The organism is Mesorhizobium sp. WSM4840 (assembly GCF_055811755.1).
The window spans coordinates 76,595-96,771 of record NZ_JBVVQD010000009.1 but is presented as its reverse complement, the minus strand read 5'-3'; the positions used below and the strand labels follow the sequence as shown (position 1 = coordinate 96,771).

General features: G+C 63.3%; 22 protein-coding genes. 7 read left to right on the top strand and 15 right to left on the bottom strand.

Annotated features, from left to right (window positions below):
* Positions 1-5: 5 nt before the first annotated feature.
* From AC0L3I_RS14620 to sppA, 10 genes are all read right to left on the bottom strand, one after another.
* On the bottom strand, positions 6-2,294 hold the full coding sequence (locus tag AC0L3I_RS14620; RefSeq protein WP_473527324.1) for a hybrid sensor histidine kinase/response regulator: 2,289 nt from the start codon (positions 2,292-2,294) through the stop codon (positions 6-8).
* Between the two features lie 112 nt (positions 2,295-2,406).
* Entirely contained in the window at positions 2,407-3,396 is a 990-nt protein-coding gene (gene acuI / locus AC0L3I_RS14615; protein ID WP_473488047.1) for an acrylyl-CoA reductase (NADPH), read from the bottom strand.
* Positions 3,397-3,451: 55 nt separating this feature from the next.
* The gene (gene lspA, locus AC0L3I_RS14610; RefSeq protein WP_095496863.1) at positions 3,452-3,952 is read right to left on the bottom strand and encodes a signal peptidase II; all 501 of its coding nucleotides are present in this window, start codon (positions 3,950-3,952) and stop codon (positions 3,452-3,454) included.
* A gap of 8 nt (positions 3,953-3,960) precedes the next feature.
* Positions 3,961-4,818, bottom strand: a complete 858-nt coding sequence (locus tag AC0L3I_RS14605) for a TrmH family RNA methyltransferase (protein WP_123151729.1) — start codon at positions 4,816-4,818, stop codon at positions 3,961-3,963.
* A complete protein-coding gene (locus AC0L3I_RS14600; protein WP_473488046.1) occupies positions 4,819-5,865 on the bottom strand; it encodes an RsmD family RNA methyltransferase in 1,047 nt (348 codons plus the stop codon).
* A gap of 89 nt (positions 5,866-5,954) precedes the next feature.
* A complete protein-coding gene (locus AC0L3I_RS14595; protein WP_473527323.1) occupies positions 5,955-6,440 on the bottom strand; it encodes a DUF1772 domain-containing protein in 486 nt (161 codons plus the stop codon).
* A gap of 153 nt (positions 6,441-6,593) precedes the next feature.
* A complete protein-coding gene (gene lhpI, locus AC0L3I_RS14590) occupies positions 6,594-7,574 on the bottom strand; it encodes a bifunctional Delta(1)-pyrroline-2-carboxylate/Delta(1)-piperideine-2-carboxylate reductase (protein WP_473527322.1) in 981 nt (326 codons plus the stop codon).
* A 134-nt stretch (positions 7,575-7,708) separates the two neighbouring features.
* Positions 7,709-8,041: a LapA family protein gene (locus AC0L3I_RS14585; RefSeq protein ID WP_473488043.1), complete on the bottom strand. Its 333-nt coding sequence runs from the start codon at positions 8,039-8,041 to the stop codon at positions 7,709-7,711.
* Positions 8,042-8,124: 83 nt separating this feature from the next.
* Complete coding sequence (locus tag AC0L3I_RS14580; RefSeq protein WP_006200394.1) at positions 8,125-8,409, bottom strand: integration host factor subunit beta; 285 nt, start codon at positions 8,407-8,409, stop codon at positions 8,125-8,127.
* A gap of 70 nt (positions 8,410-8,479) precedes the next feature.
* A complete protein-coding gene (sppA, locus tag AC0L3I_RS14575) occupies positions 8,480-9,433 on the bottom strand; it encodes a signal peptide peptidase SppA (RefSeq protein ID WP_473527321.1) in 954 nt (317 codons plus the stop codon).
* Positions 9,434-9,753: 320 nt separating this feature from the next.
* Here sppA and lptC point away from each other — a divergent pair, with 320 nt between their 5' ends.
* The 6 genes from lptC to ptsN all read left to right on the top strand — a co-directional run bounded on the left by lptC (position 9,754) and on the right by ptsN (position 15,013).
* Positions 9,754-10,467, top strand: a complete 714-nt coding sequence (gene lptC / locus AC0L3I_RS14570) for an LPS export ABC transporter periplasmic protein LptC (RefSeq protein ID WP_473527320.1) — start codon at positions 9,754-9,756, stop codon at positions 10,465-10,467.
* Entirely contained in the window at positions 10,454-11,077 is a 624-nt protein-coding gene (locus AC0L3I_RS14565) for an LptA/OstA family protein (protein ID WP_473527319.1), read from the top strand. The genes lptC and AC0L3I_RS14565 overlap by 14 nt, the downstream gene beginning before the upstream one ends.
* Positions 11,077-11,895: an LPS export ABC transporter ATP-binding protein gene (gene lptB, locus AC0L3I_RS14560; protein WP_123151735.1), complete on the top strand. Its 819-nt coding sequence runs from the start codon at positions 11,077-11,079 to the stop codon at positions 11,893-11,895. Before AC0L3I_RS14565 ends, lptB begins: the two co-directional genes overlap by 1 nt.
* A gap of 190 nt (positions 11,896-12,085) precedes the next feature.
* Positions 12,086-13,612: an RNA polymerase factor sigma-54 gene (rpoN, locus tag AC0L3I_RS14555; RefSeq protein WP_473527318.1), complete on the top strand. Its 1,527-nt coding sequence runs from the start codon at positions 12,086-12,088 to the stop codon at positions 13,610-13,612.
* A 268-nt stretch (positions 13,613-13,880) separates the two neighbouring features.
* Entirely contained in the window at positions 13,881-14,465 is a 585-nt protein-coding gene (gene hpf, locus AC0L3I_RS14550) for a ribosome hibernation-promoting factor, HPF/YfiA family (protein WP_123151737.1), read from the top strand.
* Between the two features lie 83 nt (positions 14,466-14,548).
* Complete coding sequence (gene ptsN, locus AC0L3I_RS14545; RefSeq protein ID WP_095488401.1) at positions 14,549-15,013, top strand: PTS IIA-like nitrogen regulatory protein PtsN; 465 nt, start codon at positions 14,549-14,551, stop codon at positions 15,011-15,013.
* A gap of 74 nt (positions 15,014-15,087) precedes the next feature.
* On the opposite strand, the gene AC0L3I_RS14540 is transcribed toward ptsN, so the two are convergent.
* Positions 15,088-15,345 carry a BQ00720 family protein gene (locus AC0L3I_RS14540; RefSeq protein WP_473488039.1) on the bottom strand — a complete coding sequence of 86 codons (258 nt, stop codon included), beginning with the start codon at positions 15,343-15,345 and terminating at the stop codon, positions 15,088-15,090.
* A 165-nt stretch (positions 15,346-15,510) separates the two neighbouring features.
* Positions 15,511-15,936 (bottom strand): Hsp20 family protein, encoded by a 426-nt coding sequence (locus AC0L3I_RS14535; RefSeq protein ID WP_095496851.1) that lies wholly within the window; start codon positions 15,934-15,936, stop codon positions 15,511-15,513.
* Between the two features lie 143 nt (positions 15,937-16,079).
* On the opposite strand from AC0L3I_RS14535, the gene AC0L3I_RS14530 reads away from it, so the two are divergent.
* A complete protein-coding gene (locus AC0L3I_RS14530) occupies positions 16,080-17,021 on the top strand; it encodes a nucleoside hydrolase (protein WP_473527317.1) in 942 nt (313 codons plus the stop codon).
* A 53-nt stretch (positions 17,022-17,074) separates the two neighbouring features.
* On the opposite strand, the gene AC0L3I_RS14525 is transcribed toward AC0L3I_RS14530, so the two are convergent.
* The 3 genes from AC0L3I_RS14525 to AC0L3I_RS14515 form a co-directional block, all read right to left on the bottom strand.
* Entirely contained in the window at positions 17,075-17,689 is a 615-nt protein-coding gene (locus AC0L3I_RS14525) for a LysE family translocator (protein ID WP_473527316.1), read from the bottom strand.
* A 110-nt stretch (positions 17,690-17,799) separates the two neighbouring features.
* Entirely contained in the window at positions 17,800-19,248 is a 1,449-nt protein-coding gene (locus AC0L3I_RS14520; protein ID WP_473527315.1) for an amidase, read from the bottom strand.
* A 5-nt stretch (positions 19,249-19,253) separates the two neighbouring features.
* Positions 19,254-20,165, bottom strand: a complete 912-nt coding sequence (locus AC0L3I_RS14515; protein ID WP_473527314.1) for a ribokinase — start codon at positions 20,163-20,165, stop codon at positions 19,254-19,256.
* Between the last annotated feature and the right edge of the window lie 12 nt (positions 20,166-20,177).

The following is a 20,177-nucleotide window of genomic DNA, read 5'->3' as shown; positions in this document are numbered from 1 at the left end:
GCGGATCAGGCGGCCACCTGGCCCTCGATCGCATGGACAAGCGCGTCGGGGTCGAGCGGCTTGGTGACGAAGCCGCTGGCGCCATGGGCAAGCACCGCGTGGCGCGTCGTTTCCTGGCTGTCCGCCGAAAGCACCATGATTGGAACCGGCGGCACGGCGGTTTCCTCCTCGTGCCGGCGGATGGCGGCGATGGCGTCCAGCCCGTCCATGACAGGCATGTGCAGGTCCATCAGCACCACGTCGAAGCGGTGCTTGTGACCGGTCCCAGTGACGGCCTCGACGGCGGCCTTGCCGTTGCCGACCACTTTCACGCGATGCCCGGCCTTCAGCAGAGTGGCACGAGCAAGCATGGCGTTGATGTCGTTATCCTCGGCGATCAGCACGGACAGCCCCTGCCTGCGGCCGCCAATGGCACGGACGGATGGTGCGCCGGGCTTTTCCAGCTGTGGCTGGGTGCGGGCGGGCACGCTGCTGGTCAAAAGCACGCGCAGCAACGTCTCGCCGCGCACCGGCCTTGCCAGGAAGGTGGCGTAGCCGCTGGCGCGGAACTCGCCCAGCATGCCGCGGTCGGTAGGCGCGATCAGCGTGATCGCCTCGCAATCGGCAAAGCCGCTCTGGCGAAGGCGTTTGAGCAACCTGCCGTCGCCCTCCTCCATGACCGCATCGACCAGAAGCACGTCGCAGCCTTCTGCGAAGGACGCTGCCTGGGAGGCGGTCGCGGCCAGATCGACCATGCCGCCATTGGCACGGATGGTGCGGGCGATGGCGTCGGCCTCGATGGCGTTCTTCGACAGGATCACCGCGCGCCGTCCTGACAGCGCATTCAGGCGGGTCTGCGGCGGCTCGGTGGCCGATATTGCAGGGATTTCGAAGACGAACTCGGAGCCTTGGCTGAGCCGGCTCGATACCGAAATCGTGCCGCCCATGGCGATCACGAGGCGCCTGGAGATGGCAAGACCGAGCCCGGCGCCGCCATGCGCGCGGGTCGACGTGCCATCAGCCTGTTCGAATTCCTCGAAGATGCGCTCCATGTCGTCCTCGTGCAGGCCGGGACCGGTGTCGGCGACGGTGAAGCATATGCGGTCGGTGGTTTCGGTGCGGGTACGAGCGATGCTCACCAAAACGCCGCCGCTGTCGGTGAACTTGATCGCGTTGCCGATCAGGTTGAGCAGCACCTGCCGGACCCTTCCCGGATCGGCTGATATCATCTGCGGCACGTCGGGTTCGACATGGCAGCCAAGGCCGATATTCTTGGCGAAGGCCCGCGCAGCCAAGAGTTCGACGACGTTGTCGGCGATCTCGCGCACCGACATTGGCTGCGGTTCGGGATCGAAGCGGCCGGCCTCGATCTTCGAATAGTCGAGCAGATCCTCGATCAGCGCCAGCAGTGCGCTGGCCGAGGTCGAGACGGCGCCGACATAGGTCCGTTGTTCGGGCGAGAGATTGGTGTCCGCCAGCAGCCTGGCCATGCCGATGATGCCGTTCATCGGCGTGCGGATCTCGTGGCTGACGGTGGCGAGGAAGCGCGATTTGGCCTGGCTTGCATATTCGGCTCGCTCACGGGCGGTGATCAGCGACGATTCGGCGTGCTTACGGGCGGTGATGTCGCGGGCGATGGCGCGATGCGAGGCGCCGCCGTTCTCCTTGTCGCGCACGGACAGTTCGATCCATGAGAACCAGCGCGGGCCAGCCGGCGTGCGAATGGCGACGTCGGTGGAACTCAGGCATTCGTGGTCGGAAAAAGCGGCATCGGGAACGATGCCGACGTCGATGCCGAGTTCGGCAAGGGTCCTGCCGGCAAGTTCGCGCTGATCGGCTCCGACAAGATCGGCGAAAACCTTGTTGGCATAGACGATGTGGCCGTCACGGTCGCGGTGGACGACGAGATCGCCAAGCGCGTCGATCAGCCCGCGAAAGCGTTCCTCGCTCTCCTGCATCTCCCACATGCGGTCGGCCAGGGTCTCGACCTCGGCGCGGCTGCGAGCTGCGGTCTCGCCAAGGAGGGCAACCGTACGACGCTCCTTGCGCCTGGCACGCAGATGCACGGCGAGACCGGCCATGCCAGTCGCCAAAAGGCCGAAAGTGATGAAGACCGGCGCTCCGGTCAGATGCGACAGACCTGCCAGCACGACTATGGCGACGAGCGTCAGGAACGGCAGGCCTTCGCGATTGGCGGCGGGCAGCTCGGGCGCCAGTGGCGGCGCTGCGATATGCTGCCGTCTTGGCGCCTCCGGGCCGATCTCGTCGACGCTTTCGGCGCTCTCCGTTTCTCTGATGCCGGATTCAGTGACCATGCGGAAACCCTTGCCAGACAGAGATTATGGAAAATTGCGGCCGATCGTTCGAATTTTATCGGTCGCGCGGTTTTTTTGCCTTCCTTTCGCGCAAAACGGCAGACGACAGAACTCACATATCCACCACCACGCGGCCACGGATCTTGCCCTCGACGATGTCGTGCGCGGCGTCGATGATGCCGTCAAAGCCGATGGTCGTGGATAGGCTGGCGAGCTTCTGGAGATCGAGGTCCGTGCCGATGCGGCGCCACGCCTCCAGGCGGACCGCTTTTGGCGCCATCACCGAATCGATGCCGAGCAGACAAACGCCGCGCAGGATGAACGGGGCGACGCTCGCCGGCAGATCCATGCCGCCTGCCAGGCCGCAGGCGGCGACGGCGCCGCCATAGGAGGTCATCGAAAGGACGTTGGCCAGCGTGTGACTGCCGACCGCATCGACGCCGCCGGCCCAGCGTTCCTTGGCGAGCGGCTTTGCAGGCTGGGCAAGCTCGTCGCGCGAAATCACTTCCGCAGCACCCAGGTCGATCAGATAGGGGCTTTCAGCGCTGCGGCCGGTCGAGGCGATGACATGATAGCCGAGGCTGGACAGGATCGAGACCGCGACCGAGCCGACGCCGCCGGCCGCGCCCGTCACCACCACCGGGCCGCGATCGGGCACGATGCCGTGCCGTTCCAGCGCGATGACGCAAAGCATGGCGGTGTAGCCGGCGGTGCCGATCGCCATGGCATCATGCGGGCTCATGCCCTGAGGCAGCTGCACCAGCCAGTCGCCGTTGACACGGGCACGCTCGGCATAGGCGCCAAAATGCGTCTCGCCGACGCCCCAGCCGTTCAATATGACCTTGTCCCCCTTGCGCCAGTCGGCATGGGAAGACGAGACGACGGTGCCGGCGAAGTCAATGCCCGGCACCAGCGGCCAGCGGCGGATCACCGGCGCCATGCCTGATATGGCGAGGCCGTCCTTGTAGTTCACCGTCGTCGCCTCGACGGCGACGGTGACATCGCCTTCCATCAGGTCGGCCTCGGTGAGGTCAGTCACCGCGACCGACTGTTTCTTCTCGGCGTCGCGCGAAACGAGGATGGCTTTGAAGGTTTCGGACATGTCTTCTTCTCCTCGGGCTTCTCGAATGGCCACTGTATGGCGGCAGAAGGCCAGGTCAATCGCTTGAGGGCTTGGCCTCGCGCCGCCAACCGATGAGTTCGTCGAAGACGACCACCACCGCGCCGACCGCGATGAAGGCGTCGGCGAGGTTGAAGATAGCAAAGGACCATACCGGGGTGTGGAACAGGATGTAGTCGATCACGTGACCATAGGTAACGCGGTCGAACAGATTGCCGAGCGCGCCGCCGACGATAAGCGCAAAGCCGATGCGGGTAAGCACGTGGCCGGGCGGGGTGCGGGCCGCGAGATAGAGCACGAAAGCGACGACGAAAGCGGCGATGACCACCAGGCCGGTGTCGCCGAAGGACGAAAACATCGAGAAGGCGATGCCGGTGTTGTAGGTGCGATACAGCGCCAGGAACGGCACAAGATCGACCTTTTCCTGGAAGGCGAGGCCGGTCTCGACCAGGTATTTCACCCACTGGTCGAGCGCTATCGCGGCGGCGACCAGCAGGGCGTAGGGGAACCATGATTTTGCCGTTGGGGATTTGACCATTTGGGATGTCACGGTTTGGCGTCCTCCGGGGCAAGTTTCAGCGCGCCGCGCCGGATCTCGAACAGCATGATGCCGGTGGCCACCGCGAGATTGAGCGAATCGGCGCGGCCGGCCTGCGGAATCCGCAGCAATCTGTCACAGCTTTCGGCCATGCTTTCGGGCAGGCCCTGCTGCTCGTTGCCCATCATCAGCAGCACCGGGCCTTTGGAAAAGTCGACCGAGCGGTAATCGACCGCACCCTTCAGATGTGTGCCGGCAACGAGGCCAGGAAAGCCTTTTCGCCACGCAAGGAAGGTTTCCGGCGTCGCCTTGGCGACCGGCACCGCGAAGATCGAGCCCATCGTGGCGCGCACGGTCTCGACGGAAAAAGGATCGGTGGTCTCGCCGACCAGGATGATGCCCTTGGCACCAACGGCATCGACGGTGCGGATGACAGTGCCGAGATTGCCGGGGTCGCGCACGCGGTCGAGCGCCACCCAGACGTCGCCGTCTCGAGCGCGGATGTCCTTCAGCGGCAGGAATTTCTGCGAAAAGACGCCGACCACCATTTGCGGGTTATCGCGCCGGGTGATGGCGACGAGCACTTTTTCCGAAACTTCGAGCACGGTGCCGCCGGCGGCAACCGTGCGCGCCGCGACCTTTTCGACTGCAGCGTTGCCGCGTCCGGCCTTGGCGAAGACCAGCGTCCGGATCGACCAGCCGAGGTCGAGCGCGTCGATGACCAGCTTCAGCCCCTCGGCCATGAAGGCGTTTTGCTGGTCGCGGAATTTCTTCAGGGAGAGCGCCTTGATGTCCTTGATCAACGGATTGGCGAGGCTGGTCACTTCCTTCACCTGCCCTGGCGCACCGGCGTGCCGCTCGCTCATTCAGGCCACCCAGCGTGAGAACAGCGACGTAGACAGCGCCCGGCCGGCGGATTTTTCGCGGATGATCAGTTCGCCGGATTCGACCGTGCCGCCCATGCCGGCAAATGTGTCGCGCATCAAGGCATGGATGGCGAAGAAGGAGGCGCGGATCGAATAGGCGGTCAGCACGACAGCAAGCGGCTTCGGCGTCAGGATCGAGCGGCAGAGGTCGGTCAGATCAGGCAGGTCCTCGAACAATTGCCAGACCTCGCCCTTGGGGCCACGGCCATAGGCGGGCGGATCGAACAGGATGATGTCGTAGCGGCTGCCGCGGCGCTCCTCGCGCTCGGCGAATTTCATGGCGTCGTCGATGATCCAGCGGATCGGCTTTTGCGACAGGCCCGCCATCTCCTGGTTCTCCCTGGCCCAGCCGATCGCCTTCTTGGACGCATCGACATGGGTGACCTCGGCGCCGGCGCGCGCCGCCACCAGTGAGGCAAGGCCGGTATAGCCGAACAGATTCAGCACCTTGACCGGTCGCTTCGCCGCCGCGATCAGCCCGGCCATGTGGTCCCAGTGCGAGGCCTGCTCTGGGAAGACGCCGACATGGCGAAACGAGGTGAAGCGGCCGAGATAGTCGATTCCGTCATGCTTCATCGGCCAGGTCTCGCCTAGCGGCGTCTTGGGGAACCGCCAGCGGCCGATGCCTTCCTCGTCGGTGTCGCCGGTGAAAATGGCGTCGGCGCGGTCCCAGTCTTTGGCCGGCAACGCTTTTTGCCAGATCGCCTGGCCTTCGGGCCGGACGATGCGATAGGGCCCGTACTGCTCGAGCTTTTGACCGGCGCCGCTGTCGAGCAGCGCATAGTCGGCGTTGGGCGCCACTTCGAGGATCAGCGGCAGGTGTTCGGCGGGCAGGGCGCCGTCGCGGCGGGAAAGGACGCGCGGCGCGGCTTTCGGCTCGGTGCGGTTGCCCGATGCTGTGCCGGTCCCGCGCTGCGCCTGTTCCGCCCCGCCCTTTGCGAGCTGATGCGAGCGGCTGTCGCGGCGTTTGTCGCGAAAAGGTTTCAAGAAGAGCATCTCCGGGGCGACTTGGCCCGCTTCTGCCACAGCACATTCACCGGTGCAACAAACGCGGTCGCTGGACATTTCCGAAACGGTCAGCCGCGCCTGATCCAAAGCAGGGCGGCAACCAGCGATACGAAACCGACTGCCTTGAAGGCGGCGACGATCATATGGCCGGTTTCCCAGCGCCGTCGGATCGCTTCGAAATTTTCCGGAATCGGTCCAGGCACCCAGGTGGCCAGAATATCGTTCGCCGGCTTGACGAGAGCAAACCACATCGCAAGAGACACCGCATAGAGCACGGCAGCGGCCAACGCGTACCAGAACGCCGGACGTTCATTGCGCAGCATCCATGCGAGAAGTCCCGGGCAGCCGATCGCGGCCACGTCGAGTGGCGCGCCAATGACGGCAAACAGCTGGAACTGGGCGTTGAAGACAGTCGTCTCGCGCCAGAGCGAAGGCGACCACTTCGTCAGCCGAGGAGCCGATTCCAGGACATGGGCGAAGGACGGTCCAAGGCTGAGCGCCGCGACGACTGCGGCCAAGATGGACCAGAACAACAGGAACCCGCGTATCTCCATAACGCCCGAACAACGGCGTGACGCCGGAGACGTTCCCGTCCGAACGGGACCAGAGAAGCAGGGGAGTAAGGGAGTAAGTGAGTAAGTGAATAGGGGAAATATGACTAGCACGAAGCCGCACGATTGGTACGGCTCCCCTACTCCCCTACTCCCCTACTCCCCTACTCCCCTACTCTTCAGCGCCTTGTACACCGCAATGCCGGCGGCGAGGTCTTCGAGGGCTGCGCCGACCGATTTGAAAAGCGTGATCTCACCGGGGCTCTGCCGGCCTTTCTTTTGGCCGCGTGCCAATTCATGCAGGTCGGCGACGATGGCTTGCGCCTCCAGCACGCCCGAGGCCAGCGGCTGGACGATGTCGCCCGCTTCCTTGGTGGCGCCGGCCCGGGTGTCGACATAGACGCGGGCACGCGCAATCGCATCGTCGTCGCTTTCGCGCATATCAGGCGTGAAACCGCCGACCAGATCGACATGGGTTCCCGGCTTCAACAGCGCGCCCTTGATCAGCGGCGTGGTCGTGATCGTCGCCGACGAAACGATGTCGGCCTGGCCGAGTTCGGCGTCGAGATCGCTCGCGGCGGTGGCCGCAAAGCCCTCGGCGCGCAATTCCGACGCAACCTTTTCTGCATTGGCCGGCGTGCGGTTCCAGATGCGGATGGCGGTGATCGGCCGCACCGCTGAATGCGCCTTGGCGAGGAACGGCGACAGCGCGCCGGCACCGACCACCAGCAGCCGCTCAGCGTCCTCGCGGGCCAGATAGGAGGCGGCCAGCGCCGAGGCGCAGGCCGTGCGCCACTGCGTCAACCGCTGGCCGTCGATCATGGCTTCAGGCTCGCCGGTCGCGCCGTCGAGCAGGAGGTAAAGCCCCATCACCGCGGGTTTGCCCACGGTGTTGTTGTCGGGCGACACCGTAACGATCTTGACGCCGATATGGCCGCCTGCCGACGTGCCGGCCGCATTGAAGTCGGTCCAGGCCGGCATCAGGAGCAGCGTCGAGGCCGCGCCGTCGGGCCGTTCGACCATATGGTGATGCCTGACCGGTTGCATCGCGCCATCGCGAAAGGCCGCGCGCAGAGTCTCGACCAGGCCGGGAAAGGTCAGCGCATGATCGACCTCGGCCGCCGAAATGGTCAGCATGGGAAACTCCGTGGAGAGAAATACGCCTAACGCATAACCGCGGAAATCGGAACCGATTTCGGAAAAGATCATGCGTAATCAAAATGGTACGGCGTCCTATGTGCGTCCCAAAGGACGTGCGGCGCTGTGTTGGCTCAGTTCGTCGGCTTCGGCAAGGCCGGGCCTTGTGGCGCAGCCGGCGCACGGCTGACCGCTTGGCGCAGGTTCTCGGCCTCGACGCCGCGCTGGCGCGCCAGCCTGCGATAGCGGCCCTGCTTGATCCAGGTCGCCAGGCTGCCGACCACCATGCCGATGGCGAGAGCCAGGAACAGGAAGATGAAAAGCGGCAGCGTCAGCGTCAGCGCCGGATTGCCGGGGTTGAACGGATCCAGGGTGAAGGCAACCGGATCGCGATTGGCGACCGCCAGCGCAATCAGGATGACGGCCAGCGGCACGAAGACCACGACGAGCATGAAACGATTGAACATGGAATTTCCTGTCGAAGACGGGCTCGGCCGCGGGCCGCGCCCTACTGAAAAAGGCCGGCATGGCGCACGAGCTCGCGCGGCGCCTATTTGCCGCCGTTCAGCCTTTCACGCAATTCCTTGCCGGTCTTGAAGAACGGCACCCATTTCTCCTCGACCTCGACGGATTCGCCGGTGCGCGGGTTGCGGCCGGTGCGGGCGGGGCGGTTTTTCACCGAGAAAGCACCGAAACCGCGCAGCTCGACCCGGTTGCCTTCGGCAAGCGCGTCGGTGATCTCGTCGAAAATCGCGCCGACGATGTTTTCGACGTCGCGCAGAAAAAGGTGCGGGTTGCGTGTGGCGATGATCTGCACAAGTTCGGATTTGATCATGAGAAGGCTCCCCGTGAAAACACTGCGGTCAAAATTATGAGGATGATTTTATTTGCTTTTTTCACTCGTCTCAAGGGTGCCAGACGGAAACGAGACCGTCAAGAAACAAGCGGTCGGCACCAAGTTCGTGAATGATCTCGCCGCCATAGTCGGGCAGGCCGAGCGCACTGCCGATGGTTCGCGCCGTCGCTTTCGAGAACAGGAAGCCGCCGCTTTCCGCGGCCTTCCACTCCACCACCTTGAGCTTGGCGTCGACGCCCTTGGTCGCGAGCCAGTCGATCGCTTCGGTCTCGCCGCCGACCGCGTCGACCAATTTGTTGGCAACAGCCTGCCGGCCGGTGAAGATCGAACCGTCGGCCAGGGCCAGCGCCTCCGGCTTGGTCATGTTGCGTCGTTCGGCGACGACGCCGACGAACCAGTCGTAGCTGTCCAGGATCAGCTTGCGGACCATGGTGCGCTCGTCGTCATTGGTCGGCTTGAAAGGCGATGGCGAGGCTTTCAAGGGCGAGGATTTCACTTCCTCGAGCTTGATGCCGAGCTTGTCCATAAGGCCGCTGACGTCCGGATACTGGATCAGCACGCCTATCGAGCCGACGATCGACGATTTGCGCGCGACGATATGATCGGCAGCGGTGGCGATCATATAGCCCGCCGATGCGGCCAGCGTGCCGACCTCGGCCACCACCGGCTTCTCGGCGGCCAGCTTGCGCACTGCTTCGTAGATCGATTCGCCCCCGACGGTGGTGCCGCCCGGTGAATCGATCGACAGGATCACAGCTTTCACCCTCGAGGATTGACGGATGGTGTCCAGTTGTTTGATCAGGTCTTCGTCTTCGGTAATGGTGCCCTCGATCTTGACCTTGGCGATATGGTCGACCGCCGTGCCAGTGAAGTCGTCACCGTAAATCCAGCTCGAAAAGGCAATCAGCCCGACTGCCGCGACAACAAGCGCTGCAACGCGCCAGAATGTCAGCTTGCGGCGCAAGCGGCGGCGGTCGATCAGGTCGTCGGCTCTCAGTGCCATGGTCAGCCTCATAGACGGTGGAAGCAGATGCTTTTAAAGCAACCATCCGCGCCCGGCTACCGATTCCTGACGAGCTTGCGCCAAAGACAGGGTTTCGACGTTCGCGAGCCGGCGTTTCAAGAGACATCAAGACCAATCCACAGGCCCCTAACGCTGTGCGCCTGTATCTGGTATGAGATGCAAGTCGTGCCGGTTTCATTTTCGTTTGTACAACTGCAACCGTCACACTTTTGCGGTTTTCCTCCGCTTGTGCTTGCTTGAGGGCGCCGGCATCCCACCTATAGGGGTGCTTGGCGGCAGGGGTTTAAAAGAAAGCAGTTATGTTAGCGCGACCGATCGAACCGACCAACACCGAGACGGAGTTGGCTCCCCCGGACGTAGGCCCGGCGCGGGTCGACGCCTTCGGCATTGCCCAGCGCCATTCGCGCCGCGTGCGGATCTTGAAGCTGGCGGTGCCGCTGGCCGCTGCCGCGATCGCGGTCGCCTTCCCGATCTATACCTATCTCGCGGCGCCTGGCTCAATCCAGGTCCAGGCCGACGGCAGCGCCTTCGCCAATGGCAAGCTGGTGATGGCCAACCCCAAGCTCAACGGGTTCACCAAGCAGAAACTGCCCTATTCCATGACGGCCTTGCGCGCCATACAGGACGTGACCAAGCAAGGCATCATCAATCTGGAGGGCATCGACGCCAAGCTGCCGATATCGACTGACAATGTGGCGGCCATCAATGCCTCGCACGGCACCTACAATCGTGACGGCAACACGATGAGCCTGACCAGCGATGTCACCATAACCACCACCGATGGCTTGGCGGCAAAGTTCAAATCGGTCTTTCTCGATATGGGCAAAGGCACTATGAAGACGAACGACCCGGTCGACGTCAGCCGCGGCGGGTCGCGGATCACCGCAGATTCGATGTCGATCCAGGACAACGGCAAGATCGTGGTTTTCGAGAACAGAGTGCGTGTCAACATCGATCCCGCCAGCTTGAAAGCGGCAGAGGCAATGAGCGGAGAATCCAATGCGGTTCAGTAGTTCGACATGGCTCGGGGCAGCAGCTTCGGCGTTGCCGGCCCGTGGGCTGGCTTTGGGGCTGGCTTTGGGGCTGAGCTTGGGGACGACGCCGGCTCTGGCGCAGTCCAAGGCCACCAGCCAGTTGTCGGGCCTCAAACTGTCCGGCGACAAGCCCATCCAGATCGAAAGCGATAAGCTCGAGGTCCGCCAGGCGGAAAGCGTCGCCGTGTTCACAGGAAATGTAAGCGTCGTCCAAGGGCCGACTTTGCTCAAGGCCGGCAAGATGACGGTCTATTACGTCAAGGACGCCGACGCTGACGCCAAGGAAGCGCAGGACGCAGGTGCCGCGATGACCGGCTCGGCCAACATCGACCGTCTGGAGGTCGCCAACAAGGTCTATATCAAATCGGACGACCAGGTCGCCACCGGCGACAGCGGCACCTTCGACATGAAGACGGAAGTGCTGGTGCTTTCAGGCAGCAAGGTCGTGCTTTCGCAAGGTGACAATGTACTGGTCGGCTGCAAGCTCACCGTGCAGATGAAGAGCGGCCTGGCCCAGGTCGACGCCTGCGGGGGCCGCGTCATGATGTCGATCACGCCGCCGGCGAAGTCGGGAGCGGCGAACCCCTGATGGTCGACGTAGCATCGCTGATGGCGCGTCTTCCAGGACGCGCCGCCAGCAAACTTGCGGCACCGGCCACGGTCAGCGTCGACCAGGTAAAGTTCAAGGGAACCTTGATCGCCAAGGGCCTGACCAAGAGCTACAAGGGCCGCAAAGTCGTCAGCGGCGTGACGATCGGCGTGCGCGCCGGTGAGGCGGTCGGGCTGCTCGGTCCCAACGGCGCCGGCAAGACGACCTGCTTCTACATGGTCACCGGCCTTGTGCCGGTCGATGAAGGCACAATCGAAATCGACGGCTTCGATGTCACCTCGATGCCGATGTACCGCCGCGCCCGCCTCGGCATCGGCTACCTTCCGCAGGAAGCGTCGATCTTTCGCGGCTTGAGCGTCGAGCAAAACATCCGTGCCGTGCTCGAAGTGGTCGAAAAGAGCCGCAAGGAGCGCGAACGCAGTCTCGACGAACTGCTCGAGGAGTTTCACATCAGCCATTTGCGCAAGGCCCCGTCGCTGTCGCTTTCCGGCGGCGAGCGGCGCCGCCTTGAAATCGCGCGTGCACTGGCGACCCGCCCCGCATACATGCTGCTCGACGAACCTTTCGCCGGCATCGATCCGATCGCCGTCGCCGATATCCAGCAACTCGTGCGCCATCTGACGGCGCGGGGCATCGGCGTGCTCATCACCGATCATAATGTCCGCGAGACGCTCGGCCTGATCGACCGCGCCTACATCATCCATGCCGGCCAGGTGCTGACCCATGGCCGGGCCGATGAAGTGGTCGCAAACCCGGATGTGCGGCGGCTTTATCTCGGTGAGGGATTTACACTCTAAGCGGGAAAATTCCCCTCCAAGCGCGATTTTTGGCGCGAGACGAGCCTTTTTCTCCGATTTCTCCTCCAAATAACGCACCGACAGGCGAGTTTTGATCGCTGTCGCCTTGACAAGCAAAAGCCGGGCCAGTTTCTATGCCCAACTCCTTCCGGCAGTCCGGATGCGTAGACAGGGCGTTTGAAACCGAACCATGGCGTTGGCGGCAAAACTACAGCTACGACAGTCCCAGTCGCTGGTGATGACGCCGCAACTCATGCAGTCGATCCGGCTGCTGCAGTTCACCCACGTCGAGCTGGAACGCTTCATCGACGACGAGATCGAGCGCAATCCTCTACTCGATCGCGCCGAGCCGCAGGACGATGCCGTCAGCGATCAGGCGCAGAAGATCGATGCCGTGCCGGAAACGGCCACCGGCGGTGACTGGTTCGAGAAGGAAACGGCGTGGAGCGCCGAGGCGATCTCGGAAAAGCTCGATACTTCGCTGGAAAACCTGTTTCCCGACGATCCCGGCACCAGCGAGCGGCTCGGTCCCGACCTGACGGCCCAATGGAAATCGGCCTCCGGCAACGGTTCCGCGTCCTCGTCGGACGGCTTCGAGGTCGGAGACATGGCGGCCGCCGCCATCACGCTGCGCGAGCATGTCGGCGGACAGGTCGCGCTTGCCTTCGCCGACCCGGCAGCACGCCTGATCGCCAGCGAACTGGCCGATGGCCTCGATGAGGCCGGCTACATGCGCGCCGACATGGCTGAGATCGCCGCTCGTCTCGGCACCGACAGAGCGGCGGTGACGAATGCACTCGAGGTCTGCCAGACATTCGAGCCCGCCGGCATCTTTGCCCGCGACCTCGCCGAATGCCTGTCGCTGCAGCTTGCCGTCCGCGACCGGCTCGACCCGGCGATGAAGGCTTTGATCGCCAATCTCGAGCTCCTGGCGCGGCGCGATTTCCAGACCCTGAAACGGATCTGTGGGGTCGACGAGGAGGATCTGCTCGACATGCTGGCCGAGATACGTGCGCTCGATCCGCGCCCGGGGATGGCGTTTTCGGGCGGTGCCAGCGATGCGATCGTCGCTGATGTCGAAGTGCGGGCGGCCAATGACGGGAGTTGGGTGATCGAACTCAATGCCGAAACGCTGCCGCGCGTGTTGGTCGACCATATCTATTTTGCCCAGGTTTCACCGCATGCGAAAAACCAGACGGAAAAGGATTTCCTGGCGGAATGCCTGCAAAACGCCAACTGGCTGACGCGCAGTCTCGACCAGCGGGCGAAGACCATCCTTAAGGTTGCCTCAGAAATCGTGCGCCAGCAGGACGCCTTCCTCGTCCATGGCGTGCGTCACCTGAAGCCGCTCAACCTGCGCACGGTGGCCGACGCCATCGGCATGCACGAATCGACCGTCAGCCGGGTCACCGCCAACAAATACATGCTGACGCCGCGCGGCGTGTTCGAACTGCGCTATTTCTTCACCGCCTCGATCGCTTCGTCGGGTGGCGGCGATGCGCATTCGTCTGAAGCGGTGCGCGACCGCATCAAGCAGTTGATCGACGAGGAGAAACCGGCCGACGTGCTTTCCGACGACGCGATTGTGGATATGTTGCGGGAAAGTGGCGTCGATATCGCCAGGCGCACGGTCGCCAAGTATCGGGAGGGCATGAATATTCCCTCGTCGGTGCAGCGGCGGCGTGAAAAACGCGCTTTGGCCAGCGCCGGACGTTGATCCCCGACGGAATTTCCACAGCTTTCGCGCTTCATTGACAAGCCGCATTGAAGTGGCTAGAAGCCCGCCCGCATGGGACGGGCTACTGCCCGCATGCGGATGGTCCGTCACGACGTTGGCCACGGGACGGTCAAAGAAGGCGGCTTGTGATCAACCGGAAAGTTCGGATTTAAAATCGGCGCAAGTGACGCCGCAAAGCTTGTGCGCACAGACCACGGGTATAAACTCGGGACAGTTTGAAGCCTGAGCAAGGAAGGTCAGTTTTCAGATGACACTGCGCATATCAGGAAAACACATGGATGTCGGCGATGCGTTCCGTACGCGCATCAACGACCGTGTCGGAGAAGTGATCGGGAAATATTTCGATCGGGGCTTTTCAGGGCAAATTGTAGTCGTCAAATCGGGGTCGCGCTACACGGCCGATTGCATGATCCGGCTGGATTCCGGCGCTTCGCTGCAGGCGACCGGTGAAGCCCAGGACCCGACGCTCGCTTTCGAGGCCGCGGCGGATCGCCTCGAAACCCGCCTTCGGCGCTACAAGCGTCGGCTGAAGTCACATAATTCAGGCAATGCCAATGGCGAACTCACCGACATCGCCTATACGGTGATGGCGCCGCTTGCCGATGACGATGAGGAAATACCGGAGAATTTCGCGCCAGCCATCGTCGCCGAATCAACCATGACGCTGCGGACCATGTCGGTGGCGTCAGCCGTGATCGAGCTCGACACCAAGGACAGCCCGGTTCTCGTCTTCCGCAACGCCGGAAACGAGCATCTCAATATCGTCTATCGCCGGCCGGACGGAAATATCGGCTGGATCGACCCGTCTACGACCAAGGTTGCGCAGGGATGACGACCAAGGCCGCACTGGGATAAGGAACCAGCCGCACGCGAGAGTGAGGGCTGGCGACGGCAGGCGAACAAGGGATTTCAAGTATGGATCTGAGCGATCTTATCAACGTTCCGGCAATCTTGCCGGCGTTGAAGGCGAACTCCAAGAAACAACTGCTGCAAATGCTGTCCGAAAGGGCGGCAGCGATTTCCGGCATTCCGGAACGGGAGGTGTTCGACACCATCCTGCAGCGGGAACGGCTGGGCTCGACCGGTGTCGGCAACGGCATTGCCATTCCGCATGGCAAGCTGGCCGGGGTCAAGCGGATCGCCGGGGTTTTCGCCCGGTTGGAGACGCCGGTCGATTTCGAGGCGCTGGACGACCAGCCGGTCGATCTGGTGTTCCTGCTTTTGGCGCCCGAAGGCGCCGGCGCCGACCACCTCAAGGCGCTGTCGCGCATCGCGCGGGTGCTGCGCGACGCCGACACGGTGGCCAAGATCAGGGGCACCCGCGACGCCGCAGCGATCCACGCGCTTTTGTCGGACACGCAAGCCTCACACGCGGCCTGAGTTTTTGATTGGATCCGTTGAAGGGCCGCCGTGAGCGGCCCTGTCCGTTTCCAACCAGATCGCTGCGCCTATTGTTAGTGGATGGCGACGGCGATCAGGTCGTTTTCCAGGGCGCCAGCCAGCGCCCGGTCGCGAGCGTCCGAAAGCAGGATCGGCTGGCCATTGGCGGCAAACAGGGCCCACAGTTCAAGGCCGGGCGCGATTTCGCCGAGGCCCGGGAAACGGCCGCGCAGATCGTCGCTCGACACTTTCCTAAGATAGGCGACCGAGCCTTCGCCGAGATGGGCGAATTCGCCGCTGGTCATGATAAGATTTTCGTCAGTTCTGGTCATTTAAGCCTCCTTGGCGCGAGGACGCCGCTCAGGCCGCCTCGCATGAGAGCTATTAGAGCGCCGTGTGTCCAATTGGACACACAAAGGACGCTCTAACACTTCAATTTGCTGCATCGTGCTTTCGGAAAATCGATTCCGATTTTCCGGCCGATGCAGCGATAAGGATCAGTCTTTCACCGATATGTTTATTTTCCGTACCAGCCGTTCGGACTCGGGCCGATCGAGATCGATCGACAAAAGCCCGTTCTTCAGCTCCGCGGTGATCACCCGCATGCCGTCGGCCAGCACGAAACAGCGCTGGAACTGGCGCGCGGCAATGCCGCGATGAAGAAATTCGCGCTCTGTATCGTCGTTCTGACGGCCGCGCACGACCAACTGGTTCTCCTCCGTGGTCACATCGAGATCGTTCTCGGCGAAACCGGCGACAGCGAGCGTGATACGCAGCCTTTCGGCCTTGCCGTCGGCACCGCTGAGGCGCTCGATGTTATAGGGAGGGTAGCTATCACCCGACTTCGCCAGACGCTCCAGGGTCTTTTCCATGGCGTCGAAACCCAGGAGAAGCGGGCTGGAAAAAGGCGTCATTCGGCTCATGTTACATTGTCCTCTCAAGAGCGACATAAAGTGGAAAAACCCAGATGGCATTTTTCCCGATGGTCTTGATATGGTCCGCCCCGCGGTCAAGTTCAAGCCGTCAAAAGCCCCGCCCAAAAAGACTCCCCAAACAAGGAATTGAAATGCCCCTATCCCGCAAGATCATCATCGACACGGATCCCGGCCAGGATGATGCCGTCGCCATATTGCTGGCGCTCGGCAGCGCCGAGCTGGAGATCGTCGGCATGACCGCCGTCGCCGGCAACGTGCCGCTGAGGCTCACCGAAAAGAATGCACGCAAGATCTGCGAACTGGCCGGCAGGTCTGACATCAAGGTCTATGCCGGCGCCATCCGGCCGCTGGCGCGCGAACTGGTTACCGCCGAGGAGGTGCATGGCGAGACCGGTCTCAACGGACCGCAATTGCCCGAACCGACAATGAAGCTGCAGGACCAGTATGCGGTGGATTTCATCGTCGAGACACTGATGAAGGAAGAGAGCGGCACGATTACGCTCTGCGCGCTCGGACCGCTCACCAACGTTGCGCTGGCGCTTATCCGCGAGCCGAAGATCGCGCCGCGCATCAAGGAAATCGTGCTGATGGGCGGCGGCTTCTTCGAAGGCGGCAACGTCACGCCGACCGCCGAATTCAACATCTATGTCGACCCGCATGCCGCCGACGTCGTGTTCAAATCCGGCATCCCGATCGTCATGATGCCGCTCGACGTCACCCACAAGGCGCTGACTACCGCCCAGCGGACCCAGGCCTTCCGAAAGCTCGGCACCAGGGTCGGCACGGCTACGACGGAGATGCTGGAATTCTTCGAGCGCTTCGACGAGGAGAAATACGGCACCGATGGCGGTCCGCTGCACGACCCTTGCGTCATCGCCTATCTGTTGAAGCCGGAGCTATTCAGGGGCCGCAACTGCAACGTCACCGTGGAAACCGCCTCGGAGCTCACCATGGGCATGACCGTGATCGACTGGTGGGGCGTGACCAAGCGACCGAACAACGCCATGGTGATGCGCGACATCGACCATGATGCGTTTTTCGCACTGCTGCTGGAAAGGCTGGGGCGGCTTTAGGGTTCCTTCCTTCTCCCCTTGTGGGCCCACAAGGGGGGAAGGAAAGGTGCCGCTCACTTCGCCTTTGAAAACGCCAGCCACAGGCCGCCGCCGACCAGGAAACTGCCGCTGATCCTGGACATGAGCTTGATGCGGTCGGCCGAGAGCAGGCGTCCGGCGCGGCCGGCGGCCAGCGCGAAGGTCGAATCCGACACGGCGGCGAAGATCAGAGCGGTGAGACCCATGACGACGATCTGCAACGCGTAGTTGCCTTCAGGGGCGATGAACTGCGGAAAGAAGGCGCCGAAGAACACCAGCGTCTTGGGATTGCTGATCGCCACCAGCAGGCCTTGCAGGAAGAAGCCGCCGCGCGGTGTCTTCGCCGATCCGTCGGCGTTCAGCTTGCCCTTGGAGCGGAACATCTGCACACCCATCCAGATCAGATAGGCAGCGCCGATCAGCCTGACCCATTCGAACCAATGGCCCATTCCCGCGATAAGCGAGGTCAATCCGACGCCGACGATGGCGATCATGATGGCCAGCCCGGCCTGCGTGCCGGCGACATTGGCGAGGCCGGCGCGGGAGCCATGGCGGATGCTGTTGGCGATGATTAGCGTGACCGTCGGTCCGGGCACCAGGACAATGACGATACAGGCAACGACATAGGTAGCGTAGAGTTCCAGCGACATGGTTTTTCCTCGACAATATGCGGCTTGCGACGCGGCCGATCGTGATCAATGCATGACGGCAACGCCGGTGCAAGCCGGCAGGATACGTCGCTGGCGGCCTTGACCTGGACTTAGGCTCCGGCCTGCCACGGCAGCGTCGTCTCGTAGGCTGCCGCTGCTCTCAACACGGCCATGTCGCCGCGCGGCCGCCCGATCAGTTGCATGCCCATCGGCCTGCCTCTGGCATCGAAGCCCGCCGGTACGTTGACCGCCGGGCAGCCGCCCAGCGTGGCGAACGCTGAAACCTGCATCCAGCGGTGATAGCTGTCCATCGCACGCCCGGCCACTTGCGTCGGCCAGTGGGTGGCGAACTCGAAGGGGAAGACCTGCGCAGTCGGCAGTGCGACGAGGTCGAAGCGGTCGAAGAGCGACAGCAGGGTTTTGTGCCAGGACGAGCGCCTCACCGTGGCGGCGTGGATTTGCGGCGCCGTGAGCTGCAGCGCATGTTCCACCTCCCACACGGCCTCCGGCTTCAGAAGACTGCGTTTGAAGGGATCGTCGTAATGCGCCTTGAGCGCACAACCGCTGCTTGCCTGGCGCAGCGTCACAAAGGCCTGCCACAGCGCTTCGTAGTCGAAATCCGGCACCAGCGCCTCGGTCTGAAAGGATACGTCGGCGAACCGGCCGAGAGCGGCCTTGCAAAGATCAAGGATGCCAGGTTCGACCGGCAGATGACCACTGAGATCGCCGAACCAGGCGATGCGGCCGCCGGGCGCTGCCGTTTGCAGCCCTTCGAGGAACGAACCGTGCTTGTGATGTGAGAGCGGCGCGCGAGGGTCGTAGCCGGCCTGCTCGTCGAGCAGCAGCGCCATGTCGCGCACGCTGCGGCCCATCGGTCCTTCGACGCCCATCTGTGTGTGAAAGACGTCAAGTTCGGGACCGGCCGGGACAAGTCCCTGCGACGGACGTAAGCCATAGACATTGTTGTAGGCGGCCGGGTTGCGCAGCGAGCCGCCAAAGTCGCTGCCATCGGCGACAGGCAGCATGTCGAGCGCCAGCGCGACCGCCGCGCCGCCGCTCGAACCGCCGGCGGTCAAGGCCGGGTCGAAAGCATTGAGCGTCGGGCCGAACACGGTGTTGTAGGTGTTGGAGCCAAGGCCGAATTCGGGAACGTTGGTTTTGCCGATGATGATGGCGCCGGCCTTGCGGATGCGCTCGACGAAGAAATCATCCTCTTGCGGCACGAAATCGGCGAAGATCGGCGAGCCGAAGCTGGTCCTGAGGCCCTTGGTCTGCGCGAGATCCTTGATGGCGATCGGCAGGCCGAACAGGGGGCCGGCATGCCCTGCACGCGCCAGATGGGCGTCTGCCTTGTCAGCCTCGCGCAAGATGTCGGCACGGTCGCGTAGTGAGACGATGGCATTGACCAGCGGGTTCACGGCGTCGATCCGGTCGAGGAATGCCGTCACCACCTCGCGCGCGGACAGCTGACGGCGCCTGATCGCGTCGGCAAGGTCCACGGCGGACAGACGGCAGATATCGCCGGCAGGCGGCACGGCGTGTTTTGTGGCCGGACGCATGGCTCTCACCTGGCTGGCGGATTTTGGAGCGCCGCGTCGACGTCCTTCGCCAGCGGGATCGCCGGCTGGGCGCCGGGCTTCAGGCAAGCGAGCGAACCAGCGGCTGCAGCACGGGCGAGCGCCTGATCGAGCGGCAGGCCGGATGACAGCCCGGCGGCGAAATAGCCGCAAAACGTGTCGCCGGCGCCGACCGTGTCGACAGGGGTGATCTTCAGCGCCGGAACCATCAGAAGATCGACTGGCGTGGCAGCCAGAACGCCGTCACCGCCGAGCGTGACGACAATTGTGCGGCCGGTCTTTCCGGCGTAATCGCGCATCCGCGCCGGGCGATCACGGCCGCTCAGCGACAGCGCCTCACCATAGAGGTCGAATTCGGTCTCGTTGGCGACGACATAGTCGGCCTTGCCGAGGAAGGCGGCCGCCTCGCCGCGGAATGGTGCCGTGTTGAGCACGGTGACCGCGCCTGCCGCCCCGGCCGCGTCCAGTGCTGCATCGACAGTCTGCAGCGGGATCTCCTGCTGCAAGAGCACGACATCGCCCTTTTTCATGAAAGCCCTGGAGAGGTCGCCTGTCACGACCGACTCATTGGCGCCCGGCACCACGGCAATGACGTTCTCGCCGTCGTCGGCGACCATGATCAATGCCGTGCCGGTCGAGGCGAAGGTTTCGCCGACACCGGACAGGTCGATCTTGCCGTTCCGCAGCAGCGCCAGCGCTTCAGTGGCGAAATTGTCCTTGCCGACCGCGCCGACCATGCGCACCTTGGCACCGGCGCGCGCGGCGGCCAACGCCTGGTTGGCGCCCTTGCCGCCGGGTGCGGTGGTAAAGCCGGAGCCCCGAACCGTCTCTCCCGGTGCGGGCAAGCGGTCGACATTGGCGATAAGGTCAAGGTTGATCGAGCCGATAACGATGATCAAGTGGTGCCTCCC

Excerpts from the sequence above, each read along its gene's own strand:
- AC0L3I_RS14620 (WP_473527324.1), bottom strand. The coding sequence starts at position 2,294 with ATGGTCACTGAATCCGGCATCAGAGAAACGGAGAGCGCCGAAAGCGTC.
- acuI (WP_473488047.1), bottom strand. The coding sequence starts at position 3,396 with ATGTCCGAAACCTTCAAAGCCATCCTCGTTTCGCGCGACGCCGAGAAG.
- lspA (WP_095496863.1), bottom strand. The coding sequence starts at position 3,952 with ATGGTCAAATCCCCAACGGCAAAATCATGGTTCCCCTACGCCCTGCTG.
- AC0L3I_RS14605 (WP_123151729.1), bottom strand. The coding sequence starts at position 4,818 with ATGAGCGAGCGGCACGCCGGTGCGCCAGGGCAGGTGAAGGAAGTGACC.
- AC0L3I_RS14595 (WP_473527323.1), bottom strand. The coding sequence starts at position 6,440 with ATGGAGATACGCGGGTTCCTGTTGTTCTGGTCCATCTTGGCCGCAGTC.
- lhpI (WP_473527322.1), bottom strand. The coding sequence starts at position 7,574 with ATGCTGACCATTTCGGCGGCCGAGGTCGATCATGCGCTGACCTTTCCC.
- AC0L3I_RS14585 (WP_473488043.1), bottom strand. The coding sequence starts at position 8,041 with ATGTTCAATCGTTTCATGCTCGTCGTGGTCTTCGTGCCGCTGGCCGTC.
- AC0L3I_RS14580 (WP_006200394.1), bottom strand. The coding sequence starts at position 8,409 with ATGATCAAATCCGAACTTGTGCAGATCATCGCCACACGCAACCCGCAC.
- sppA (WP_473527321.1), bottom strand. The coding sequence starts at position 9,433 with ATGGCACTGAGAGCCGACGACCTGATCGACCGCCGCCGCTTGCGCCGC.
- lptC (WP_473527320.1), top strand. The coding sequence starts at position 9,754 with ATGTTAGCGCGACCGATCGAACCGACCAACACCGAGACGGAGTTGGCT.
- AC0L3I_RS14565 (WP_473527319.1), top strand. The coding sequence starts at position 10,454 with ATGCGGTTCAGTAGTTCGACATGGCTCGGGGCAGCAGCTTCGGCGTTG.
- lptB (WP_123151735.1), top strand. The coding sequence starts at position 11,077 with ATGGTCGACGTAGCATCGCTGATGGCGCGTCTTCCAGGACGCGCCGCC.
- rpoN (WP_473527318.1), top strand. The coding sequence starts at position 12,086 with ATGGCGTTGGCGGCAAAACTACAGCTACGACAGTCCCAGTCGCTGGTG.
- hpf (WP_123151737.1), top strand. The coding sequence starts at position 13,881 with ATGACACTGCGCATATCAGGAAAACACATGGATGTCGGCGATGCGTTC.
- ptsN (WP_095488401.1), top strand. The coding sequence starts at position 14,549 with ATGGATCTGAGCGATCTTATCAACGTTCCGGCAATCTTGCCGGCGTTG.
- AC0L3I_RS14540 (WP_473488039.1), bottom strand. The coding sequence starts at position 15,345 with ATGACCAGAACTGACGAAAATCTTATCATGACCAGCGGCGAATTCGCC.
- AC0L3I_RS14535 (WP_095496851.1), bottom strand. The coding sequence starts at position 15,936 with ATGAGCCGAATGACGCCTTTTTCCAGCCCGCTTCTCCTGGGTTTCGAC.
- AC0L3I_RS14530 (WP_473527317.1), top strand. The coding sequence starts at position 16,080 with ATGCCCCTATCCCGCAAGATCATCATCGACACGGATCCCGGCCAGGAT.
- AC0L3I_RS14525 (WP_473527316.1), bottom strand. The coding sequence starts at position 17,689 with ATGTCGCTGGAACTCTACGCTACCTATGTCGTTGCCTGTATCGTCATT.
- AC0L3I_RS14520 (WP_473527315.1), bottom strand. The coding sequence starts at position 19,248 with ATGCGTCCGGCCACAAAACACGCCGTGCCGCCTGCCGGCGATATCTGC.